General features: G+C 63.1%; 19 protein-coding genes. 13 read left to right on the top strand and 6 right to left on the bottom strand.

Annotation, left to right across the window (positions count from 1 at the left end):
* The first annotated feature begins 47 nt into the window (after positions 1–47).
* The 3 genes from BJF92_RS04720 to BJF92_RS04710 all read left to right on the top strand — a co-directional run bounded on the left by BJF92_RS04720 (position 48) and on the right by BJF92_RS04710 (position 1,783).
* Positions 48–332 (top strand): BrnT family toxin, encoded by a 285-nt coding sequence (locus BJF92_RS04720; protein WP_075633610.1) that lies wholly within the window; start codon positions 48–50, stop codon positions 330–332.
* Positions 319–612, top strand: a complete 294-nt coding sequence (locus BJF92_RS04715) for a BrnA antitoxin family protein (protein WP_075633609.1) — start codon at positions 319–321, stop codon at positions 610–612. The genes BJF92_RS04720 and BJF92_RS04715 overlap by 14 nt, the downstream gene beginning before the upstream one ends.
* Before the next feature lie 130 nt (positions 613–742).
* Positions 743–1,783, top strand: coding sequence for a DNA topoisomerase IB (locus BJF92_RS04710; protein WP_425356450.1), 1,041 nt, complete (start codon positions 743–745; stop codon positions 1,781–1,783).
* 66 nt (positions 1,784–1,849) lie between these two features.
* Here the strand turns inward: BJF92_RS04710 and BJF92_RS04705 are convergent, their stop codons facing one another.
* On the bottom strand, positions 1,850–2,770 hold the full coding sequence (locus tag BJF92_RS04705; protein WP_075633608.1) for a LysR family transcriptional regulator: 921 nt from the start codon (positions 2,768–2,770) through the stop codon (positions 1,850–1,852).
* Positions 2,771–2,928: 158 nt separating this feature from the next.
* On the opposite strand from BJF92_RS04705, the gene BJF92_RS04700 reads away from it, so the two are divergent.
* From BJF92_RS04700 to BJF92_RS04690, 3 genes are all read left to right on the top strand, one after another.
* On the top strand, positions 2,929–3,243 hold the full coding sequence (locus tag BJF92_RS04700) for a DUF1127 domain-containing protein (RefSeq protein ID WP_075633607.1): 315 nt from the start codon (positions 2,929–2,931) through the stop codon (positions 3,241–3,243).
* A 97-nt stretch (positions 3,244–3,340) separates the two neighbouring features.
* On the top strand, positions 3,341–3,529 hold the full coding sequence (locus tag BJF92_RS24965) for a hypothetical protein (RefSeq protein WP_139790405.1): 189 nt from the start codon (positions 3,341–3,343) through the stop codon (positions 3,527–3,529).
* A gap of 504 nt (positions 3,530–4,033) precedes the next feature.
* On the top strand, positions 4,034–5,038 hold the full coding sequence (locus tag BJF92_RS04690) for a GlxA family transcriptional regulator (RefSeq protein ID WP_075633605.1): 1,005 nt from the start codon (positions 4,034–4,036) through the stop codon (positions 5,036–5,038).
* A 98-nt stretch (positions 5,039–5,136) separates the two neighbouring features.
* Here BJF92_RS04690 and BJF92_RS04685 read toward each other — a convergent pair whose 3' ends face one another.
* From BJF92_RS04685 to BJF92_RS04675, 3 genes are all read right to left on the bottom strand, one after another.
* On the bottom strand, positions 5,137–5,979 hold the full coding sequence (locus BJF92_RS04685) for a response regulator (RefSeq protein ID WP_075633604.1): 843 nt from the start codon (positions 5,977–5,979) through the stop codon (positions 5,137–5,139).
* 259 nt (positions 5,980–6,238) lie between these two features.
* Complete coding sequence (locus BJF92_RS04680; RefSeq protein WP_075633603.1) at positions 6,239–8,752, bottom strand: GcvT family protein; 2,514 nt, start codon at positions 8,750–8,752, stop codon at positions 6,239–6,241.
* 143 nt (positions 8,753–8,895) lie between these two features.
* Entirely contained in the window at positions 8,896–11,583 is a 2,688-nt protein-coding gene (locus BJF92_RS04675; RefSeq protein WP_078057838.1) for a mechanosensitive ion channel domain-containing protein, read from the bottom strand.
* Between the two features lie 288 nt (positions 11,584–11,871).
* On the opposite strand from BJF92_RS04675, the gene BJF92_RS04670 reads away from it, so the two are divergent.
* The 5 genes from BJF92_RS04670 to BJF92_RS04650 all read left to right on the top strand — a co-directional run bounded on the left by BJF92_RS04670 (position 11,872) and on the right by BJF92_RS04650 (position 18,065).
* Positions 11,872–12,897, top strand: coding sequence for a sulfate ABC transporter substrate-binding protein (locus tag BJF92_RS04670; RefSeq protein WP_075633602.1), 1,026 nt, complete (start codon positions 11,872–11,874; stop codon positions 12,895–12,897).
* Positions 12,898–12,903: 6 nt separating this feature from the next.
* A complete protein-coding gene (gene cysT, locus BJF92_RS04665; protein ID WP_075633601.1) occupies positions 12,904–13,761 on the top strand; it encodes a sulfate ABC transporter permease subunit CysT in 858 nt (285 codons plus the stop codon).
* The gene (gene cysW / locus BJF92_RS04660) at positions 13,751–14,641 is read left to right on the top strand and encodes a sulfate ABC transporter permease subunit CysW (RefSeq protein WP_075633600.1); all 891 of its coding nucleotides are present in this window, start codon (positions 13,751–13,753) and stop codon (positions 14,639–14,641) included. The genes cysT and cysW overlap by 11 nt, the downstream gene beginning before the upstream one ends.
* Positions 14,642–14,771: 130 nt before the next feature.
* Complete coding sequence (locus tag BJF92_RS04655; protein ID WP_075633599.1) at positions 14,772–15,809, top strand: sulfate/molybdate ABC transporter ATP-binding protein; 1,038 nt, start codon at positions 14,772–14,774, stop codon at positions 15,807–15,809.
* A 189-nt stretch (positions 15,810–15,998) separates the two neighbouring features.
* Positions 15,999–18,065, top strand: a complete 2,067-nt coding sequence (locus tag BJF92_RS04650; protein WP_075633598.1) for an acyltransferase family protein — start codon at positions 15,999–16,001, stop codon at positions 18,063–18,065.
* 95 nt (positions 18,066–18,160) lie between these two features.
* On the opposite strand, the gene BJF92_RS25465 is transcribed toward BJF92_RS04650, so the two are convergent.
* Complete coding sequence (locus BJF92_RS25465; RefSeq protein WP_158032187.1) at positions 18,161–18,325, bottom strand: hypothetical protein; 165 nt, start codon at positions 18,323–18,325, stop codon at positions 18,161–18,163.
* A 1,171-nt stretch (positions 18,326–19,496) separates the two neighbouring features.
* Here BJF92_RS25465 and BJF92_RS04645 point away from each other — a divergent pair.
* Complete coding sequence (locus BJF92_RS04645; protein WP_075633597.1) at positions 19,497–19,679, top strand: hypothetical protein; 183 nt, start codon at positions 19,497–19,499, stop codon at positions 19,677–19,679.
* Between the two features lie 121 nt (positions 19,680–19,800).
* Complete coding sequence (locus BJF92_RS25460) at positions 19,801–19,977, top strand: hypothetical protein (RefSeq protein WP_158032186.1); 177 nt, start codon at positions 19,801–19,803, stop codon at positions 19,975–19,977.
* A 134-nt stretch (positions 19,978–20,111) separates the two neighbouring features.
* Here BJF92_RS25460 and ilvC read toward each other — a convergent pair whose 3' ends face one another.
* Positions 20,112–21,131, bottom strand: coding sequence for a ketol-acid reductoisomerase (gene ilvC / locus BJF92_RS04640; protein ID WP_075633596.1), 1,020 nt, complete (start codon positions 21,129–21,131; stop codon positions 20,112–20,114).
* Between the last annotated feature and the right edge of the window lie 121 nt (positions 21,132–21,252).

The raw sequence follows: 21,252 nt of genomic DNA, 5'->3' as shown, positions 1-21,252 counted from the left end.
TCGGCTTTCGGCAAATTGTCTATACGAACGCAAAGACACCGAGTACGATGACAGTCGTTTCAGGTTTTCTGTGGGATCAGGGAAACTGGCCCGAATGCGGCAAGCACAGTCTCTCCCAGACGGAGATTGAAAGCCTGTTCGAAATCGGACCCAGCATTTACCCAGACCCGAGCGAACACGAAGAACGCCTGCGCGCGATCGGAAAGACGGACAGCGGGCGTTATGCTTTTGTCGTTTTTGTTCTCAGAGAAGTCGACGGCGCTCTCTGGATCAGACCGATTAGCGCGCGTTTCATGCATGCGAAGGAAATTCGACATTATGAACAAGGCTGATCTTAAACCATTGCCAAAGCTCACCTCCGACGACGAAGCGGAGCGCTTCGTCGAGACCTCGGATCTGACGCACTATGATCTCTCCGGCTTCAAGCCGGTGCGTTTCGAATTCGAGCGCAAATCCGCCCAGCTCAATATGAGAGTGCCGGCGTCTCTGCTGACCGAAGTCAAACGCCAAGCGGCTGCGCGCAACATCCCCTATACACGCCTGATCCGTGAGATGCTGGAAGAGGGACTTCGCCGGGTAAAGAAAACCAACCGAGACGACGCGAAGGACTGAAAACAGCTTCGACCGGGAACCTTGGTCCCATCCGCGGCGTTTCAGCGCCATCGTGGATCAGATCGTTTCATCATCCCCCGTTCGGAACTCCCCTTCCCAGATCATCGCGCGCAGCCAGGCAGATGCCGAGCTGGTGCATGAGGTGCAGAGCGAGCTGGTCTATCTCTCAAATCTCGACGCCGGCATTACCCGACGGGAGGGAAAGCGCGGCTTTCTCTATTATGATGCCGACGGCAAGCGTGTGACCGATCCGGCGGAGCTGGAGCGCATCGCCGCCCTTGCCATTCCGCCCGCCTATTCCGACGTGCTGATCTCGCCTGTCGCCAACGGCCATCTCCAGGCCATCGGCATGGATGCCCGCGGGCGAAAGCAATATCGCTACCATCCCGACTGGCATGCCGAGCGCGGCAAGGCGAAATTTGCGCTGCTACCGGCCTTTGCCGCCAGCCTGCCGAAGATCCGCGCCCAGGTCGATGAGGACCTGAACCGGCGGCTGCCAGGCCTGGAAAAGGCGCTGGCGACGGTCGTCTGGCTGCTGGACAATCTCTTCATCCGCGTGGGCAACGCCCATTATGCCGAGGAGAACGGCTCCTTCGGCGCGACGACGCTGCGCAGCCGGCATGTGAAGATCAGCGGCTCCTCCGTCCAGTTTCACTTCAAGGGCAAGTCCGGCAAGGAGTGGAAGCTGCAGCATGGCGACCGTCGGATCGTGCGTGCGATCCGCACGCTGCAGGACCTGCCGGGGCAGCAGCTGTTTCAATATCTCGACGAGGACGGCAAGCGCCACGCCGTGGGCTCTGCGGATGTCAACGCCTATATCAAGGCGATTGCGGGCGGCGATTTCTCGTCACGCCAATTCCGTACATGGGGCGCTACAAGGCTGGCGGCCAGCGCCTTTGCCGATCTTGAACCGGCCACCAGCCAGCGCGAGCGCAAGCGCCAAATCAATGCCGTGATTGACGAGGTCGCGGCCAAGCTGGTCAATACCCGCGCCGTCTGCCGTGCCTCCTACATCCATCCGCGCATCATTGCCGATTTCGAGACCGGAGAGCTTGCCGCGCTGAAACGCCTCCGCCCCAGCAAGAGCAGGACCTTGACCGAGTGGATGAACGAGGACGAGATCCGCGTTCTTCGCTGGCTGAAGCGGGCGGGCGAACCCGCCGCGACGTGAAAATCCATAATCGCCCGCCGCAGGAAATGCCGTTGCACCGGCGGGCGTCGAGGGCTGTCGGCAGGCTCAGGCCGCGTCCTTCGCACGGTCTGCAGTCCACTCTCCCGATGCGATCGCATGAAAAGCATCGCGAACATGCACGGCCAGCGCTGTAATCGGCGGAGTGGCATCTTCAATTACACACATGGCGATCTGGTTGTCGTCGAGCGGCGGCATGCCATCCGCCTCGCCGAGAGCCACGAGTTCAGAACTTAGGAGGTAACGCGGCAGGGGCGCCACCGCGAGATCGGCGCGCAGCGCCGCCTTCTGGGCGCTGGTATGGGCGCTGAGCAAGGCGATACGGTAGGCCCGACCGGCCTTCTCCAGCGCCTTCACCGCGCTGACGCGCCAGGGACAACCGTCATCCCACATTGAGACCGGTAGCGGATCGCGCAGATAGGCGCTGCCGCAGCGTGCGCCCGCCCAGACCAGCGTTTCCCGCAGAAGCAGCTCGCTGCCGTCCGTATTGCCGCAACACTGGTTGTAGATGGCAATATCGATCCGTCGCTCATCGACCAGTTTGCGCAGCACCCCACTATTGGCAATGCGAACATCGACCATGATATTCGGATAGCACTGGGCGAAGGCCTTGAGCACGTTCGGCAGCACCCATTCGGCAATGTCATCGACCACGCCGAGCCGGACGCTGCCATTGAGATCCGGCAGGAGGAAGCGGGCGACCGTCTCATTGTTCAGCGCCAGCAGCCGCCGGGCATAGGTCAGCAGAACCTCGCCGCGCGGCGTCAGCGACACCGAGCGCGCATCGCGCAGGAACAGGGCCCCGTTCAGCATCTCCTCCAGCTTCTTGATCTGCATCGACACGGCGGACGGCGTCCGGTGCACCCGCTCGGCCGCATTGGTGAAGTTTCCGGTCTCGGCAATGGCGACAAAGGTCTTGAGCACATCGAGTTCGAGCAGCGGCAGGCTGTGCCGGAAGGCCATGTTCATCGCAGGCTCCAATTCAATTTATCTGAACGATAACACCATACCAATTCGTTTGATTGAAAGCAATCACAGGCACAGACTGGGATCATACCGATGGGCACGCGCGGCACTCTCGCCAGTGCCCGCCACGCGACAAGCGCGAAGACCGAAAGGAGATCCCCATGAAGATCCTGATGGATGCACCTCTGCGGCTGCCGCCCTATGCCGGCCAAAAGAACCGGCAGGCAGTCGTTCTGCCTTTTGCCGGCCAGACGAGCCTGCCGCGCGGCTGCGACCACCCGATGCCGCAACGGGACGCCGGTTCTGAGGGACGCGCGCAACGGCTGGTTTGGCGCTCTCTCTGGGCATCGCTGCGCCAAGGCTTGAGGCGCCGTGCCGAACGACAGGCCCTGGCGCGGCAGCTCCGCCGCCTTCCCGATCATCTGCTGGCCGATCTCGGCATCGACGCCGAGGGAAATCATAACGAAATTCGATGATATCAATCATATCAATTCGTTTGATTGATGAAGCTGGCCGCGCCATTCTTCGATCATGGTCGCGACCTTTTGAAACCCTCTCAAAAGGAACCATCACATGGCATTGATGACATTAGGGCCCAGCGGCCCTCTCTCCTCGTCGCTTCTCCAGACGCTGCGGGCGCGGGCCCACGCCCTTTGGTCCCGCTTGCAGGAAGATCGGGAGCGGCGTGCTTTCGAGGCGCTTCCCTATGATGTTCTCAAGGATATCGGCTTTCGCGCGCAAGAGGAACACCGGCGCGACTGAGAATTCCTCATCATGAAAGACCTGAAACGCACGGACATCCTTCATCATCCTTGAGGCGACGCGATATGGCCTCCGGCCACCGCGCCGCTTTTCATGCCTGGCTAATTTCGCACCTGCAAGACATATCCTTTCGCGACACCGCAATGCACAAGGGGCGATGTCGCAATTGACGAAGGGCTCTGCGACACGTGGTGAGCCGCTCTGTTCAGCCTGCGTCACCCGATTTTGTCTCCAGCGGCCATCTTCCTTGAAAATGGCGCATTTTGCGCCTGCGGCCACAGGCATTTGCCCACACATCAGGCAGTCGTGATCATGTCGCAAAGAATAAAGTCTTTCACGTCGCGTGCGTCCGTGCGAATGTCGCAAAACAGCCTGAAGCGAAAGGCGTCGCAAGGGAGGAATGGGGACAGCCGATGCGACAGCCACTGGGCCCTGCCAGAGCAGGATGCACGACAGGAGGTCTCGCCGGGCGCCCCGCAACCCTTTGAAGCACGGACAATACCGATGACAAAGCCTTTGACGCCCAAGCGGTCTCTCGTCTTCTTCCTGGTCCCGAATTTTTCCATGCTGCCCTTCGCCGCCGCCATCGAGGCGCTGCGCATCGCCAACCGGATGCTCGGCTATCAAGCCTATTCTTGGCGGCTGGCCTCGGTCGACGGCCAGAAGGTAATGTCCTCCTCCGGCATCGCCATGGATGTGGACAGCGCGCTGGCGGACGAGCGCAAGGCGCTCGGCGGCGGCATGCGCCCGTCGATGGTGCTGGTCTGTTCGGGCGTGCATGTCGAGGAGTTCCAGAACAAGTCGGTCAATGCCTGGCTGCGCGAGTCGCACAATCGCGGCGTGGCGATCGGCAGCCTGTGCACCGGTGCCCATATCCTGGCCTCGGCCGGCCTGCTGAACGGCAAGCGCTGCGCCATCCACTGGGAGAACCTGCCCGGCTTCTCCGAAGCCTTCCCGCAGGCCGACGTCTATGCCGATCTCTATGAGATCGACGGCAATATCTACACCTGCGCCGGCGGCACCGCCTCGCTCGACATGATGCTGAACCTGATCGACGAGGACTTCGGCGAGAACATCGTCAACCGCGTCTGCGAGCAGGCGCTGACCGATCGCGTGCGCGGCTCGCATGACCGCCAGCGCCTGCCCCTGCGCGCCCGCCTCGGCGTGCAGAACGCCAAGGTGCTGCAGATCATCGAGCTGATGGAGGCCAATCTGGCCGAGCCGCTGTCGCTGATCGACATTGCCGACGGCGCCGGCCTTTCGCGCCGCCAGATCGAGCGCCTGTTCCGCCAGGAGATGGGCCGCTCCCCTGCCCGCTATTATCTGGAGATCCGGCTCGACCGTGCGCGCCATCTTCTGGTTCAGTCGGCCATGCCGGTGGTGGAAGTGGCCGTGGCCTGCGGCTTCGTCTCCGCCTCGCACTTCTCCAAGTGTTATCGCGAGCTTTACAACCGCTCGCCCCAGCAGGAGCGCGCCGACCGCAAGCTGACGCTGCAGCCGGTCCGCTGAGGCGGCTTACCGACGCATTGAGTGCGCATGAACAGCAAAAGGCGCGGTCCACACCCCGGACCGCGCCTTTTTCTATTTGAGGCAAGTGTTTGACCGGCTCAGGCCGCGTCGGGCTTGGCCAAAAGGCGCTCGCTGAGCGTGCGAACCTTCATCAGCGTGTCGATGTTCTGGTTCACCCGGCAATAAAACTCCTCATTGACGAAGGGGCGCACGACGAAGTCGTTGCCGCCGGCCTTGAGGAAGCGCGCGGACAGGAGCCGGTTGGTCGAGGACGACACGCCGATGATGCGCAGCTGGTGCGGCCCGTAATGGGTGCGGACGCGCCGCGTCAGCTCGAAGCCGTCGATATCAGGCATGTTGTAGTCGGTGATCACGAGCTCGATATCCGAATGCTCGGCCAGCAGCTTGAGCGCGGTCTGACCGCAATCGGCGGCGCTGACGCGGAAATTATAGCGCTTGAGCTGGGTCGACAGCATGGCCCGGGCCGTCGGGCTGTCATCGACGATCAGGACGTGATGGCGATGATTGGTGAGGAAGCGGCAGACCGATTCCGCCAGCATGTCCACGGCGAAGACGCTGTCCTTGATGACATAGTCGACCAGCTCCTTGGCCAGGATAGACTCGCGGGTCGATTCCTGGAACGTGCCGGTAAAGACGATGGTCGGCACGCTCATATCGACGAGATAGTTGAGCGCCTGGCCGTTTTCAGCCCCGGGCAGATTGATGTTGGAAATGGCCAGCGTCGCCGGATAGGACGCGTTCTCGATCGCGAAGGTCAGCTCGTCATAGTCGCGGCAGACGATCACGTCGATGTCGAGAAGCTCTTTCAAGCGTTTCGACACCATGGACGAGAAAAGATTGGAGTCTTCCGCAAGCACGATACGGTGCTGTTGCAGGGATTCACCGGAATAATACATTCCGGAAACGCCGAAAAATGACATGGAGCGCTCGCGAAAAATTGTCCTCTGAGAACAGACTAGAAGAGAAGCATTTCGCAGGCGTTAAAAGAAACTGGGTCTTGCAAAAAGGAAACGGCCGCTCCAGGCGAAGCGGCCGTCTGTCTTTAGATCACAGTTAAGAATGCACGTCCGACCCATCAGGCCAGGATGGGGGCCTGATGCACGGTGTCGCGTTTTAAAGCATCGGCTGATGTGACACCGGTTCCCGCCTTGGCGGCAACCGGCTTCACAGCAAAGGCCTTCAGGCGCGCAGCGCGGCGTTCTGCGGATCGAACGGGCTTTCCTCGACCACGGTCGCATCGTAGATCGTGCCAAGGATCTTGATCTTGACCTTGGTGCCGATGGCCGCATAGGCCGGCTGCAGCATGGCGAGCGCCAGCGACTTGCCGAGACGCCAGCCATAGGCGCCGTTGGTCGCACGGCCGATCAGCGCGCCGTCCTCGTTGTAGATCGCCTCGGAGCCGCGCGCGTCTACATCCGTGGTTCCCTCGACCACCAGCGTGGCGAAGTTCCACTTCAGCCCCTTCTCCTTGCCGGCGAGCAGGCCTTCCTTGCCCAGGAACTCCTTCTCGGGCTTGATGAAGCGGTCGAGTGCCGACTCATAGGCATTGTACTCGATCGACATTTCGCGCGGGATCAGGCGGTAGGATTTCTCCACCGACATGGCCAGCATGGCGCGGATGCCGAAGGGCTTGATGCCGAATTCGGCGCCGACTTCCATCAGCTGATCGAAGATATAGTTCTGCATCTCGATCGGATGGTGCAGTTCCCAGCCCAGCTCGCCGACGAAGTTCACGCGCAGCGCATGAGCGGTCGCGACACCGACGGAGATCTCCTTGCCCGAAAGCCAGGGGAAGTCCTTATTTTCCAGCGAGGTGCGCGTCAGCTTCTTCAGCACGTCGCGCGAGCGCGGACCGGCAAGAACCAGAACGCCCATGCGCTGGGTGATGGCGTTGAGCCTGACCGAGCCGTCCTGCGGGGCGAGCTTGCGCAGATAGTCGTGGTCATGCGCCTCATAGGCACCGGCGGAGACCAGATAGAAGCGGTTCGGCGCCCATTCATAGACGGTGAACTCGGCGCGCACGCCGCCATGCACGGTGAGCAGGTGGCAGAGCGCGATGCGGCCGCGCTTCTTCGGGATGGCATTGGCGAAGATGGATTCGAGCCAGGCGCGGGCGCCGGGGCCGGACACTTCCATCTTGGCGAAGGCGGACATGTCGAGCACGCCGACCTTCTCGTTCACATTCTTCACCTCGTTGCCGACATGCTCGAAATAGTTCGAGCGGCGGAACGACCACTTCTCGACGTAGCGGCCGTCTTCCAGCGGCGGTGCGTAGTTATGGCTGGTGATGACGTCGACGCCGACGCCGAGTTCGCTCTTGTCCAGGCTGTAGCCCTCGGGCGCGAACCAGTTGGCGCGCTCCCAGCCATAGACCGAGCCGAAGACGGCGCCCATCTTCTTCAGGCGGTCATAGACCGGCGTGGTCTTCAGCGGGCGGGCCGCGCTGCGCTCTTCATCCGGGTAGTGCATGGTGAAGACGTTGGCATAGGCCTCCTCGTTCTTGGCGATGAGGTAGCCTTCCGTCGCATAGGGGCCGAAGCGGCGGGGATCGACACCCATCATGTCGAGCGTCGGCTCGCCATCGACGATCCACTCCGCCAGCTGCCAGCCGGCGCCGCCGGCGGCGGTGATGCCGAAGGAATGGCCCTCGTTCAGCCAGAAGCCCTTGAGGCCCGGAGCCGGACCGACGATCGGATTGCCGTCGGGCGTATAGGCGATGGCGCCGTTATAGACCTTCTTGATGCCGACCTCACCGAAAGCGGGCACACGCACCATGGCGGTCTCGATATAGGGCATCAGCCGCTCCAGCTCTTCCTGGAACAGTTCGTATTCGCTCTCGTCAGAGGGGCCATCGACATAGCAGACCGGCGCGCCGACCTCATACGGGCCGAGCAGCAGGCCGCCATTCTCCTCGCGCATGTACCAGGCGCTGTCGGATTCGCGCAGGACGCCCATTTCCGGCAGGCCCTGGGCCTTGCGCTCAAGAATCGCCGGGTGCGGTTCGGTGACGATATATTGGTGCTCGACCGGAATGACCGGCACGTTGATGCCGACCATCTCGCCCGTCTTGCGGGCGAAGGAGCCGGTGCAGGAGATCACATGCTCGGCGACGATCTCGCCCTTGTCGGTCGTCACCTTCCAGCGGCCGTCTTCCAGCTGCTCGATGCCGGTGACGCTGGTGTTGCGGTAGATGGTGGCGCCGCGCTCGCGCGCGCCCTTGGCCAGCGCCTGGGTGAGGTCGGCGGGCTGGATATAGCCATCGTCGGGATGGCGGATGGCGCCGAGCAGGCCCTCGGTCTCACAGAGCGGCCAGATTTCCTTGACCTGCTCGGGGGTCATGATCTCGACATTGATGCCGATGGTTTCGGCAATGCCGGCGTAATACATATATTCGTCCCAGCGGTCCTTGGTGCGGGCGAGACGAATGTTGGAAACCTGCGAGAAGCCGACATTCATGCCGGTTTCTTCCTGCAGCTCCTGATAGAACTTGACCGAGTACTTGTGGATCTGGCCGACGGAATAGCTCATGTTGAACAGCGGCAGGAGGCCCGCCGCATGCCAGGTCGAGCCGGATGTCAGCTCCTTGCGCTCGATCAGAACCGAATCCGTCCAGCCCTTCCGGGCCAGGTGATAGAGCGTGGACACACCGACCACGCCGCCGCCGATCACCACCGCGCGCGCCTGAGTTTTCATTGCCGTTCCCTTCGCGTTGCCGGCCCTGCCCGCTCTCTGCGGCGCAAGCCCCCGATGGAGCGACTATGCAATTCTTCAGGCGGGCGGCCTATGCCGTTTGCGACATGGTGCGAAGTTGTCGCGACTGACGCCGAAACAGTGCTTTAAGGCCAGTCGCGCACGGTCGGCGGCGCGTCGTTTTCGGCCTTGGCGGCACTGAGATCGACACCGCCCGTATCCTCGCCCGCCCGGCCTCGTTCCACCAGCGACGCGATGAGAAGCGCCGTCTCCGGACTGATCTTGACCGGCACTTCCGGCGCCGCTGGCCCGCCGATCGCCACATCCGCCTTGCGGAAGGCCTCGAGCACGGCAATGCGCACCTCGGTGCGCACGGACAGGCCATTGAGAATATCGGGCAGATAGACGCGCACCTCGAAGTCCAGCTTGTCCGGGCTAAAATCCTTGAAATAGATCAAAGGCTCGGGATTGCGCAGGATATTGGGCACCTCCGCCACCGCCTCGCGCATCACGGCAATCACATGGCGCGGATCATTGCTGCCGTGAACGCTGATCGGCACATCGACCCGGCCGAGCTTGTTGCGATGGGTCCAGTTGCCGACAGAGGCGTTGATGAACAGCGAATTCGGCACCATGATCGTCTGGCGCTGGAAGGTCTCGATCTCGGTGGCGCGCACGGAGATGCGCTTGACGAAGCCCTCGGTCGTTCCCGAAATCACCCAGTCGCCCACCTTGAACGGCCGCTCGACCAGGAGAATCAGGCCGGAGACGAAGTTCGAGACGATGTTCTGGAGACCGAAACCGACACCGAGCGACAGGGCGCCGGCAACCAGCGCGAGACTGGAGAGATTGAGACCGGCCGCCGAGATGCCGATCAGGCCCGCCAGCCCCATGCCGAGATAGCCGATGCCGGTCTTCACCGAATTGCGCACGCCCATATCGACGCGGCTGCGGGCGAGCACGCTCGAATCGAGCCAGCGCTGGAACCAGCGGGTGAACAGGAAGCCGACGATGAACAGAAGCACGCCGCCGAAGATGCCGACCAGCGAAATCGAGATCGAGCCGATCTGGATATTGGTCAGGATCTGGTAGAGCCCGGCCTCGAGATCGGCGATCTTGAAGCCCCAGAGCAACAGGATCAGCGGGATGAAGATGAAGAACACCAGGCCGTAGATCGACAGGCCCACCACGAGGCCGGTCTGATCGAGCGCCACCTGCTCGAACTTGAACCGGCGTTGCAGGTAGCGGCCGAAGACGGTCTTGGCCAGCCCGTCCTGCTTGGCGATCGCCTTGCCGGTGAGGATGCCGATATACATCGTCACCAGGATCGCGCCGGTGATGATGATCTGGCCGGCAATGAAGCGGGCAAGGCCGACATAGCCGCCGACGGCGCAAAGAATGAGCCCGGCGCCAGCCGCTACAAGCAGGAAGCGGATGAATTTCGGCCAGGGCCGCCCCTCGACATCGGTGGCGCCATGGCGCTCGGCGTCGGGCGGCAGCATCGGCCTGATCATCGCCATCCACAACAGGATCAGGCCGATGATGATCGAGGCGACGAAGCTCTTGGTGACGGTCAGAACGATCGGCGAGCGCAGGGCGACGCTGATGGCGCCGAGCAGATAATCCAGAAGGTTGACCACCGCCATGATGACGATCAGCGTCACCAGCCGGTTCGCGCCGCGATCGGAGACCCGCACGAGGCGGAAGGCGCCATGGCCCGGCGCCAGAACCGCATGGGAGATCATCCACAGGAACACGAGCGCCGCGCCGCCGAACAGGGTGGCGGACACGACGGGCGCGATATCGGGGCGCAGCACCTTGAAGATCTGCAGGAAGAAATAGCTGCTGGAGGCGAAGGTGAGCGAAGCGACGGTCGGCACCATGGTCGACCAGAAGGCGATCGACAGCTTGGTGATGTAGCTCGGCTCCACCTCGCGGCGACCGCGGCCGATCAGCGGCGAAAACAGCCGGCGCGTCAGCGTGAGAAGCACCAGCGCCGAGATCATCGACAGCACGATGGCCGAGAGAAGGGCGATGCGCTTATAGGTGAAGACGAAGATCAGCCAGGCCGAAATCGCATTGTAGAAAGACACGCCTTCACCGGCAATCGCGCTGATGCCGTCCCGCAGCATGTCGAGATTGATCTCGGTGTAGCGCAGCAGCGTGCTGGAAAACAGCGTGCGGCGCGTCTCGGTGATCTGGCCGGAGAGCTGGCTTGCCCGGCTGGCCAGGTCATCGGCCGCGCTGGAAACGGCGTTGATCTCGCTGCGCTCGGCGATCAGGCGCTTGCGCTCGTCGCTCACGACAGGCGGTTCGCTGGCGCCTCCGGCGGGCGGATCCCCCAGCTCGGCAAGACGGGCCTTGATCTGGTCGAGACGCGGCTTGAGCCCGGCGGAAATATCGCCGATCTGGCCGGCGACATCATCCACCGAGGCTTTCAGCTCGGCCAGCCGGTTGTCATCGTCGCGCGCCCGTTCGGCCTGTTCGGCGAGTTTCGCCAGGGCCGCCCGGCTGGCCTCCAGCGCGACGCTGGCACGGCTGGCCGGCGTCGCATCGCTGCCTTGCGCCTGTGGCTTGGCCGCAGCATCCGGCGGCGCAGCCTGCTGCGCCGGCGCATTGGCCGGGGCGGCGTCGGCGGCCGGCGAGGCCGGTGCATTTCCGGCGGCGGGCACGGCTGCAGGCGGCACGCCAGCAGCGCCAATGCCTTGCGCGGCGCCGGACGAGGTCTGTCCGGACGGCGCGACCTGCCCTGAAGCAGCGGGCGCGGTCTGGGCAAGCGGCACGGCAAGTCCCTGAAGCAGGAGGGCGAGCGTGAGGAGAAGGCGAGCGATCATCGGGCGGGCAATTCTGAACAGTCGGAGAATGATTCGGCTGGGACGGCCGCAAAGAGCGGGTCTCGTCAGAGCGACAAGGCGGATTTGCGGCAGAGGCTTTAAAAGGCAAGTTGCGGGAACTGGAAATCCCTTTTGTGACGATCACGCACCCGAGAGCAGAAAAATCATTCCCCTAGGATGCTAAAGGACGATCACCCGTTTCGCAGGACATCAGGATGAGGGAATGTTCTGCGTTACGATATTCGACCTAATCTGTAGAGTAACCGGCAACAACAGCTGGAGATGCCCATGCGACGCTTCCGACTTTCCCGATATCTGACCCTGGCCCTGCTGGCGACCAGCATCCAGTTCGGCGGCCTTGGCTTTGCCTATGCCGACCAGACGATCCTGAACGTCTCCTATGATCCGACGCGCGAGCTCTACAAGGATTTCAACGCCGCCTTTTCCGCAAAGTGGAAGGCAGACAATGGCGAGACGGTGACGATCAAGACATCCCATGGCGGATCGGGCAAGCAGGCACGCTCGGTGATCGACGGGCTCGACGCCGATGTCGTCACCCTGGCGCTGGAGGCTGATATCGACGCCATCGCCAAGGAGACCGGCAAGATCCCGGCCGATTGGAAGGGCCGGCTGAAGAACAACAGTGCGCCTTATACCTCGACCATCGTCTTCCTGGTGCGCAAGGGCAATCCCAAGGGCGTCAAGGACTGGGACGACCTGGTGCGCGACGACATCCAGGTGATCACGCCCAATCCGAAGACCTCGGGCGGCGCGCGCTGGAACTTCCTCGCCGCCTGGGCCTATGGCCGCGCCGCCAACAATGGCGACGACGCCAAGGCGCTCGATTACGTGACCAAGCTGTTCAAGCATGTGCCCGTGCTCGACACCGGCGCGCGCGGCGCCACCACCACCTTCGTCCAGCGCGGCCTCGGCGACGTTCTGCTCGCCTGGGAAAACGAGGCCTATCTCTCGCTCCTGGAACTCGGCCCCGACAGCTTCGACATCGTTACCCCCTCGATCTCGATCAAGGCCGAGCCGCCGGTCGCGCTGGTCGATGGCAATGTCGATGCCAAGGGCACGCGCAAGGTCGCTGAGGCCTATCTCGACTATCTCTATTCCGACGAGGGGCAGAAGATCGCGGCCAAGCACTTCTACCGGCCCTTCCGCCCTGAGGTGGCCGACCCCAAGGACATCCAGCGTTTCACCGATGTGAAGCTGGTGACCATTGACGATTTCGGCGGTTGGAAGGAAGCTCAGCCGAAATATTTCGGGGACGGCGGCGTCTTCGATCAGCTCTACAAGCCGGGACAATAAGATTTCATGGCGCTAACCTCTGCTCGAGGCTGGCAGTTCCGACAGCCGAGCGTCCTCCCGGGTTTCGGGCTGGCGCTCGGCGTCACGCTGTTATGGCTCACCCTCATCGTTCTCATTCCGCTGTCCGGCCTTGCCTGGCGCTCCAGCGCGCTCGGCTGGCAGACCTTCTGGTCGCTGGCGACCGATCCGCGCACGCTGCATGCGCTGTGGATCTCCTTCGGCTGCGCCTTCCTCGCCGCGCTGGTCAATGTGGTTTTCGGCGTCATGCTGGCCTGGGTGCTGGTGCGCTACCGCTTTCCCGGCCGCCGCGTGATCGACGCCATGGTCGACCTGCCCTTTGCCCTGCCCACGGCGGTCGCCGGCATCGCGCTGACGACGCTCTATGCGCCGAACGGCTGGATCGGCGCGGTTCTGGCACCGCTGGGCATCAAGATCGCCTTCACGCCCGCCGGCATCGTCGTGGCGCTGATCTTCGTCGGCCTGCCCTTCGTCGTGCGCACGGTGCAGCCGATCATGGAGGAGATCGACCGTGAAGTGGAGGAGGCCGCCGCCACGCTCGGCGCCAACCGCTTTCAGACCGTCAGCCGCATCCTCCTGCCCGACCTGCTTCCGGCTGTTCTCACCGGTTTCGCGCTGGCGCTGGCGCGCGGCGTCGGGGAATATGGCTCGGTGATCTTCATCGCCGGCAACCTGCCCTATGTCTCGGAAATCGCGCCGCTCCTGATCGTCATCCGCCTGGAGGAGTTCAACTATCCGGCCGCCACCGCCATTGCCGCGCTGATGCTCATGGTCTCCTTCGCCATGCTGCTCGTCATCAATCTCATCCAGGCCTGGAGCAGACGGAGATATGGCTATGGCGCATGAAGCCACCCTGCCCGCCACGCTGGCGGCCTCCTCCCGGCCCGTACGCTCCGCCACGACCGAAAGTCATCTGGCGCGGCTGACGCTGATCGCCGTGTCGCTGCTTTTCGTCGCCCTGTTCATCCTCGCGCCGCTGGTGCTGGTCTTCGCCGAGGCCCTGCGCAACGGCACCGGGGAGTTTCTGGCAGCGCTCACTGATTCCGATACGCTCTCGTCTATTCGGCTGACGCTTCTGGTCGCCGCCATCTCGGTGCCGCTCAATGTCGTCTTCGGCATTGCCGCTTCCTGGGCGATCGCCAAGTTCGAGTTCAAGGGCAAAGCGTTCCTGACCACGCTGATCGACCTGCCCTTCTCGGTCTCGCCTGTCGTTTCCGGCCTGATCTTCGTGCTGCTGTTCTCCAGCCACAGCCTGCTCGGCCCCTGGCTGCAGAGCCATGGCATCAAGATCCTCTTCGCCGTTCCCGGCATCGTGCTGGCCACCGTGTTCATCACCTTCCCCTTCGTCGCGCGCGAACTGATCCCGCTGATGCAGGAACAGGGAACGGCGGACGAGGAGGCGGCGCTGTCGCTCGGGGCTTCGGGCTGGCAGACCTTCTGGTATGTGACGCTGCCCAACATTCGCTGGGGCCTGCTCTATGGCGTGCTCCTGTGCAATGCCCGGGCGATGGGCGAGTTCGGCGCGGTGTCCGTGGTCTCCGGCCATATTCGCGGCGTTACGAACACCATGCCGCTGCAGGTGGAAATTCTCTACAACGAATATTCCTTCGTCGCCGCCTTCGCCGTGGCCGCCCTGCTGGCCCTGCTGGCGCTGGTGACCCTGGTGGTCAAGTCGCTGCTGGAGTTTCGCTACAGCGCCCAGATCGCCGCCAGCCGCCGGCATTGAGCAACCTTTCTCCTGACCCCCGCGGGCATCCCTCCTTATGGAGGATGCCGGCGGGATGCCTTGACGTTTTCAACAGTCCGGCGGACAACCGTCACCGCACGGATTGCTTTAACAGGTTCGATCGAAGTTCATGGACGTTCGCGTAAAAGATATCCGCAAGGAATTCAGCCATCTTCCGGCCCTGGAGAACCTGTCGCTCGACATTCGCTCCGGCGAGCTGATCGCGCTTTTGGGCCCCTCCGGTTCCGGCAAGACCACGCTGCTCCGGCTGATCGCCGGCCTGGAGAGCCCGACCCGCGGCACGATCTATTTCGGCGAGGAGGATGCCTCCTCCAAGACGGTGCAGGAGCGCAATATCGGCTTCGTGTTCCAGCACTACGCGCTGTTCCGCCATATGACCGTGCTCGACAATGTCGCCTTCGGCCTGACCATCCGCCCCTCCGGCACCCGGCCGCCCAAGGCGGAAATTCGCCGCCGCGCGCTCGACCTGCTCGATCTCGTGCAGCTTTCCGGCCTGGAGAAGCGCTATCCGGCGCAGCTTTCCGGCGGCCAGCGCCAGCGCGTGGCGCTCGCCCGCGCTATGGCCGTGGAGCCGAATGTGCTGCTTCTGGACGAGCCCTTCGGCGCGCTCGACGCCCAGGTGCGCAAGGAGCTGCGCCGCTGGCTGCGCGAGATCCATGACCGCACCGGCCACACCACCGTCTTCGTGACCCATGACCAGGACGAGGCGCTGGAACTGGCCGACCGCGTGGTGGTGATGAGCAAGGGCCGCATCGAGCAGGTGGGCACGCCGGATGAGATCTATGACGCGCCGAACTCGCCCTTCGTCTTCGGCTTTATTGGCGAATCGAACTGTCTGCCCGTGCGGGTGGAAAGCGGCCAGATCTGGCTGGAAGACCGGCTGATCGGCCTGTCGGCCCCGGGTGAAGCCGACGGGTCGGCCAGGCTGTTCTTCCGCCCGCATGATATCGAGCTGGTCGATGGCTGCGGTGGCTGTTTGGCCGGGATCGTCGTGCAGAGCCGGCGTGTGGCCGGCACCCGCCATGTCGAGATCGAGATCGGCGCCGGGCGCGCCCGGGTCGAGATCGAGGTGCCGCCGCAAAAGGCGATCGGCGAGGCAAGCCGCCTCGCCTTCCGGCCGACGCGCTTCAAGCTGTTTCGCGACTGAGCCCTCGACAAGCCGTTCCAGACGAGGCGCCCGCCGATCGCGCGGCGCGCCTTGTTTGCAACAGTGTCCACGAAAATGCGCCTCCCCTGTTTTTCATCATACCCCGCGCTTTAGATCTTCTTTCTATGGGGATCGTCAGTGTGGACGACTCGTCGCCGTGACGGCGGCAACAGGAAGCAAGAGCGCGCAATGCAGCATAGACCCGAAATCGACGGCCTTCGGACGGTTGCCGTTCTCCCGGTCCTCCTCTTCCATGCCGGCATTCCCGGCTTTGCCGGCGGCTATGTCGGGGTCGATCTGTTCTTCGTCATCTCAGGCTATCTGATCACCGGCATCATTCTCTCAGCGGAGCGCAAGGCGGGATTCTCGCTTCTGGCCTTTTACGAGCGGCGCGTGCGGCGCATCATGCCGGCGCTGTTCGCCGTCATGCTGGCCTGCCTGCCCTTTGCCTGGTTCACCATGCTGCCGGACCAGATGCAAAGCTTCGGCAAGAGCCTGGTCGCCGTCTGCCTCTTCATCTCCAATATCCTCTTCTACCTCCAGACCGGCTATTTCGCCGCCGATGCGGAATTGCAGCCGCTCCTGCATACCTGGAGCCTGGCGGTGGAGGAGCAGTTCTATGTCGTCTTCCCGCTGATCATGATCGCCACCCACCGGATGCCGGTGCGCAGGCGGATGGGCCTGCTGCTGGCGCTGGCGGTGGTGAGCTTGGCGCTGGCCCAATGGACCGTGGCGCAGGACACCTCGGCTGCTTTCTACCTGCCGCATACGCGCGCCTGGGAATTGCTGACCGGCTCGCTCGCCGCCTTCTGGCTGGCCGACCGCCGGCAGGATGGCCATGAGATCCTGGCCGCGCTCGGGCTCGCCGCCATTGCTTTCTCCGTGGTTGCCTATGATGGCGCCACGCCCTTTCCCTCGTTCTATGCCCTGGTGCCGGTGATCGGCGCGCTCCTGGTCATCCTGTTTGCTCAGCCCGGCACCGCGGTGGCCCGCCTCCTGTCGATGAAGGTGATGACGGGCATCGGCCTGATCAGCTACAGCCTCTATCTCTGGCATCAGCCGATCCTCGCCTTCGCCCGCATTCACAGCCTCACCGAACCGTCGCGCGGCACCATGCTGGGCCTGGTGCTTTTGACCTTTCCGTTGGCCTATCTTTCCTGGCGCTTCATCGAGCAGCCCTTCCGCAGCCGTGCGGCCACCACGCGGCGCTCCGGCAGCAGCGCGCTCGGCGTGACCGCGGCAAGCGCGGCCTGCGTGATCGCCGTGGGGCTTTTCGCCCAGCGCGACAACGGGCTGGCCTTCCGTGTACCGGAGGGAGCGCAGGACGCGATCCTGGCCGGCAAGACTCTCGACCCGGCCATGACCCATTGCCTGTTCGACAAGGGCGAGGCCTCCCTGCCGCATCCGATCAAGGACTGTCTCACGCCGGGGATCGCGGAAAGCCCGACCATCCTGATCGGCGATTCGCATGCCGGCGCACTGGCAGGAGCCGCGCTGCGCGGCTTTGCCGCGGCGGGCGAGCCGCTCTATGCCATGTCGCATTCCGCCTGCGTCGGCTTTTCCGGTTTCGTGGTTTCGGATCCGAAGTACAGGCTGCGCTGCAACAGCTTCTTCACCGGCATCGAGGACTACATTGCCCGTGCGAAGATCTCGACCGTGATCATGCTCAGCCGCTGGACGCTCTATATCGAGGGCACGCCCTTCGACAATGGCGAAGGCGGCGTCGAGCATCGCCGTCCCACCTTCGTCGATCTGTATGACCGGCGCGACGATATGGGCGGGGAAGACGACCCCGCGCGCAAGCAGCGGGTGCTCGATCAATATGTGGCCGACATCAAGGCCTATCTCGACCGCGGCATCAATGTCGTGCTGGTCTATCCCGTGCCCGAGGCCGGGTGGAACGTGCCGGACACGGTGGCGCGTGCCGTCATGAACGGCGATCCGCATCCCTTGCTGACGACTGCAACGCCCCGCTACCAGCAGCGCAACACAGCCGTGATCGCTGCCTTCGACGCGCTGGAGCATCCCCGTCTTCGCAAGGTGAAGGCCGCCCCCGTCTTCTGCAACTGGCTCGTCAACAATCGCTGCCTCAATGCCGAGGGCATCAAGGACATTCTCTATCTCGACGACAATCACCTGTCCGATACGGGAGCCGCACTCCTGGTGCCGGATATTCTCAAGGCGGTGAAATCGCTGCGCGGGGAGACGAGCCAAAGCGCTGCGTCATCGGCCGGGCCGGTTGGGCTCAAGCCATAGGGGCGCCGTGAGGCGCCTGCTTCGCCAGGTGACGAAACGCGTCGCGCAGAATTGGGAACCGGCTTTGCCGGACATGCTGTCGCGCCGGGCACCCGTCACTTCGCGTCCTGCGCCGCCTTTTCCGGCGTCGTGGTCAAAGGCTGGGGCGGCTGGTTGTCGCGGGCATTGCCGCTGGTATCGAAGCGCTGGATGACGACGATGCTGAGGATCGCCGCGACGATGAACCCCAGAAGACCGATCATCATGTAACGGGCGGGCATAGATCCTCCTGTGGTAGCTTCTCTGGAGACACCGTTCGCCGGTGATTTCGGCCCGGTGCGCGACCGACCGCACGCCACGCCGACGCATCGCCTGATCTCAACCGAAACGCTTCACTTCGTCTGCCTGGGCTTACAAGAAACAAGATCTGCACAAACACGGCCGGCCAGTTCTTTGCGACCGGCGTTGAAGCGCTGTTCGATCCGACAGGACCCGGTCGGCGCTCCAAGTCCCTTCGTCAAAGAATGATCCTCGCTTTACCCGGGTCGAATTGTGCTTGGGAGCAAGGAGCAGAACCGCCTGCGAACCTGCGAGATCGCAATCCTGCAAGCCGATATGGCGCGCTCCGCCCGCAGGTCAAGCAGGGTCTCGCACAGCGGATTGTCGGAGGAAGGACAGAGCCAAAATGAAAAAGGGCCTGTCGCGGGAGGAGGTGCGACAGGCCCTTGATTCTGGCCGGCAGATGGGAGGAGGAGTTCTGCGGGCCTCAGGCCGACGATCCTGGGAGGAGGAGGTGGATCATCGACACTCAAAGCTGCGCGGGAGGAGGATGCGCTGCTTCGATGGATTGAACATAGCAGGTTTTTTCGCAGACGCGATGGCGTTTATTGCAATGCAGCTATGCGTCTCGTGCATAACACATTTTCGCCGCAATCGCTGAGCGCATGGCTCGTGGGACACCGTGTCGCGAGGCGACCTGAAAGCGGGCGATCGAAACCGGGCATCGCGTCGAGCCTTCAACGGCTCCGCCTGCATGCGTGCCTGCGGTAGCAGCCGAGCGGGACATTTTCAAACGCCGCGGCGTTTGTCAACGGCATCCTTTGCCGGTCAATCAAGCCGCTTCTAAGCGCTGCGCTTGTCCAGCCTTTTTGCGCTTCACGCCGCCCTCACCTCAAGGGAAACGCACCGTCTTCACCAACGCGCTTTAGCCCCAACACGACCCAGAGGCGATGGCGGAACAAGCTGTTCGGCTGGGCGTTGAAGGAGCACATCCCGGAAGAGGACGAGGGATCGCCAGAGGACGACGGTGATCCAGCTCATAAAACAGGCGAGACCGGCGCATCGGACCGAAAGCCAGAACGCGGCTTTCAGTCCGATGCCACAGGCTCAAGCAGGGCTCGAACCTCGACATGAGGGTCGCAGGGACGCGAAAAGCGACATTCGGAGCGAGACATGACGGAACTGAAGAGCGTACGGGGAAAGACGATCCGCGGGGAAACCTGCACCATGGAACAGTTCCAGCTGCGTTACGGGCTGAACGACGAGGAGGCGCGCCGCCTCTTCGAGCGGTTCGGCCCCTCCGCAACGGAGCTGGATCTTCTGATGGCAGCCAAGCGCCGCCAGCCGGTTGCCTGAGCAGGGCGCCGCCTTATGCCCGGCGGCTGGCGAGACAAGAAACCACTCCGATCATCCGGCCATCGGCATCCCCGCCGAAGGCCATCATGACATGAGGTCATGACAGGGAAGGAGATGCAGCATGGACCGCGAAGTCAAGATTTTTGGCCTGGCCGGCCTGATGGCGATGCTTGCCATCGCGCTGGTGGCCTATCTCTCTTATGCGCCTAAAGTGAATCATAACGAAGCCTCGCCACTGCTTTACCAACTGGCGGAACGCGGGGCGCAGCTCAATTCGGACGCGCGAGAGCTGCGCTGAGCCGGAAGCCTGTCGCCCGGCGATATCTGTGCAGCGGGCCCGCCAGCAGACAGGACGAAAACGTGAAAGGCCCGGTCGCAAAACGACCGGGCCTTTCTGATACCTAGGCGGCCGAAGCCAGCCTTTGACGGATGTTAGTTCTTGGCCTTGTCGACCAGCTTGTTCTTGCCGATCCAGGGCATCATGCCGCGCAGCTTGGCGCCGACTTCCTCGATCTGGTGGGCGTCGTTGACGCGACGGATGCCCTTGAAGCGGGCGCCGCCGGCCTTCCATTCCTGCATCCACTCGGAGGTGAACTTGCCGGTCTGGATGTCCTTCAGAACGCGCTTCATCTCGGCCTTGGTCTCGGCAGTGATGATGCGCGGGCCGGTGACGTATTCGCCCCACTCGGCCGTGTTGGAGATCGAGTAGTTCATGTTGGCGATGCCGCCTTCATAGATCAGGTCGACGATCAGCTTCACTTCGTGCAGGCACTCGAAATAGGCCATTTCTGGAGCATAGCCGGCTTCGACCAGCGTCTCGAAACCGGCGCGGATCAGCTCGACCAGACCGCCGCAGAGAACGACCTGTTCGCCGAAGAGGTCGGTTTCGCACTCTTCCTTGAAGTTGGTCTCGATGATGCCCGAACGGCCGCCGCCGACGCCGCAAGCATAGGAGAGAGCGAGGTCGAGGGCGTTGCCCGAGGCGTCCTGATGAACGGCAACGAGGCAGGGAACGCCGCCGCCCTTCTGATATTCGCCGCGAACCGTGTGGCCGGGGCCCTTCGGCGCGATCATGACGACGTCGACCGACTTCTTCGGCTCGATCAGGCCGAAGTGCACGTTGAGGCCGTGGGCGAAGGCGATGGCCGCGCCGTCACGGATGTTGGCTTCGATGTCGGCCTTGTAGATGTCGGCCTGCAGCTCGTCCGGCGTGGCCATCATCATCAGGTCGGCCCAGGCGGCGGCCTCGGCAACGGTCATGACCTTGAAGCCGTCGGCTTCGGCCTTCTTGGCGGTGGCCGAGCCGGCCTTCAGCGCGATGGCGACGTTGTCGTGGCCGGAATCCTTGAGGTTCAGCGCATGGGCGCGGCCCTGAGAGCCATAGCCGATGATCGCGACCTTCTTGGACTTGATCAGATTGAGATCGGCATCGCGATCGTAATAAACACGCATTGGAGCATCCTTCCCTTGAAACGTCTTGCAGTTGCCGCCGCAGCCTTCCCGGCTAAGGCATGATGGTCTCAAGCGCCCGGCGATTGCCCACCGTGACGCTTTGAATTCTCTTCCGGCTCAA

This window comes from Xaviernesmea rhizosphaerae (assembly GCF_001938945.1).
In the GTDB taxonomy this organism is placed as follows: Bacteria; Pseudomonadota; Alphaproteobacteria; order Rhizobiales; family Rhizobiaceae; genus Xaviernesmea; species Xaviernesmea rhizosphaerae.
Note: the sequence above shows the minus strand (reverse complement) of the source record. Positions and strands in the feature narration are given on the sequence as shown.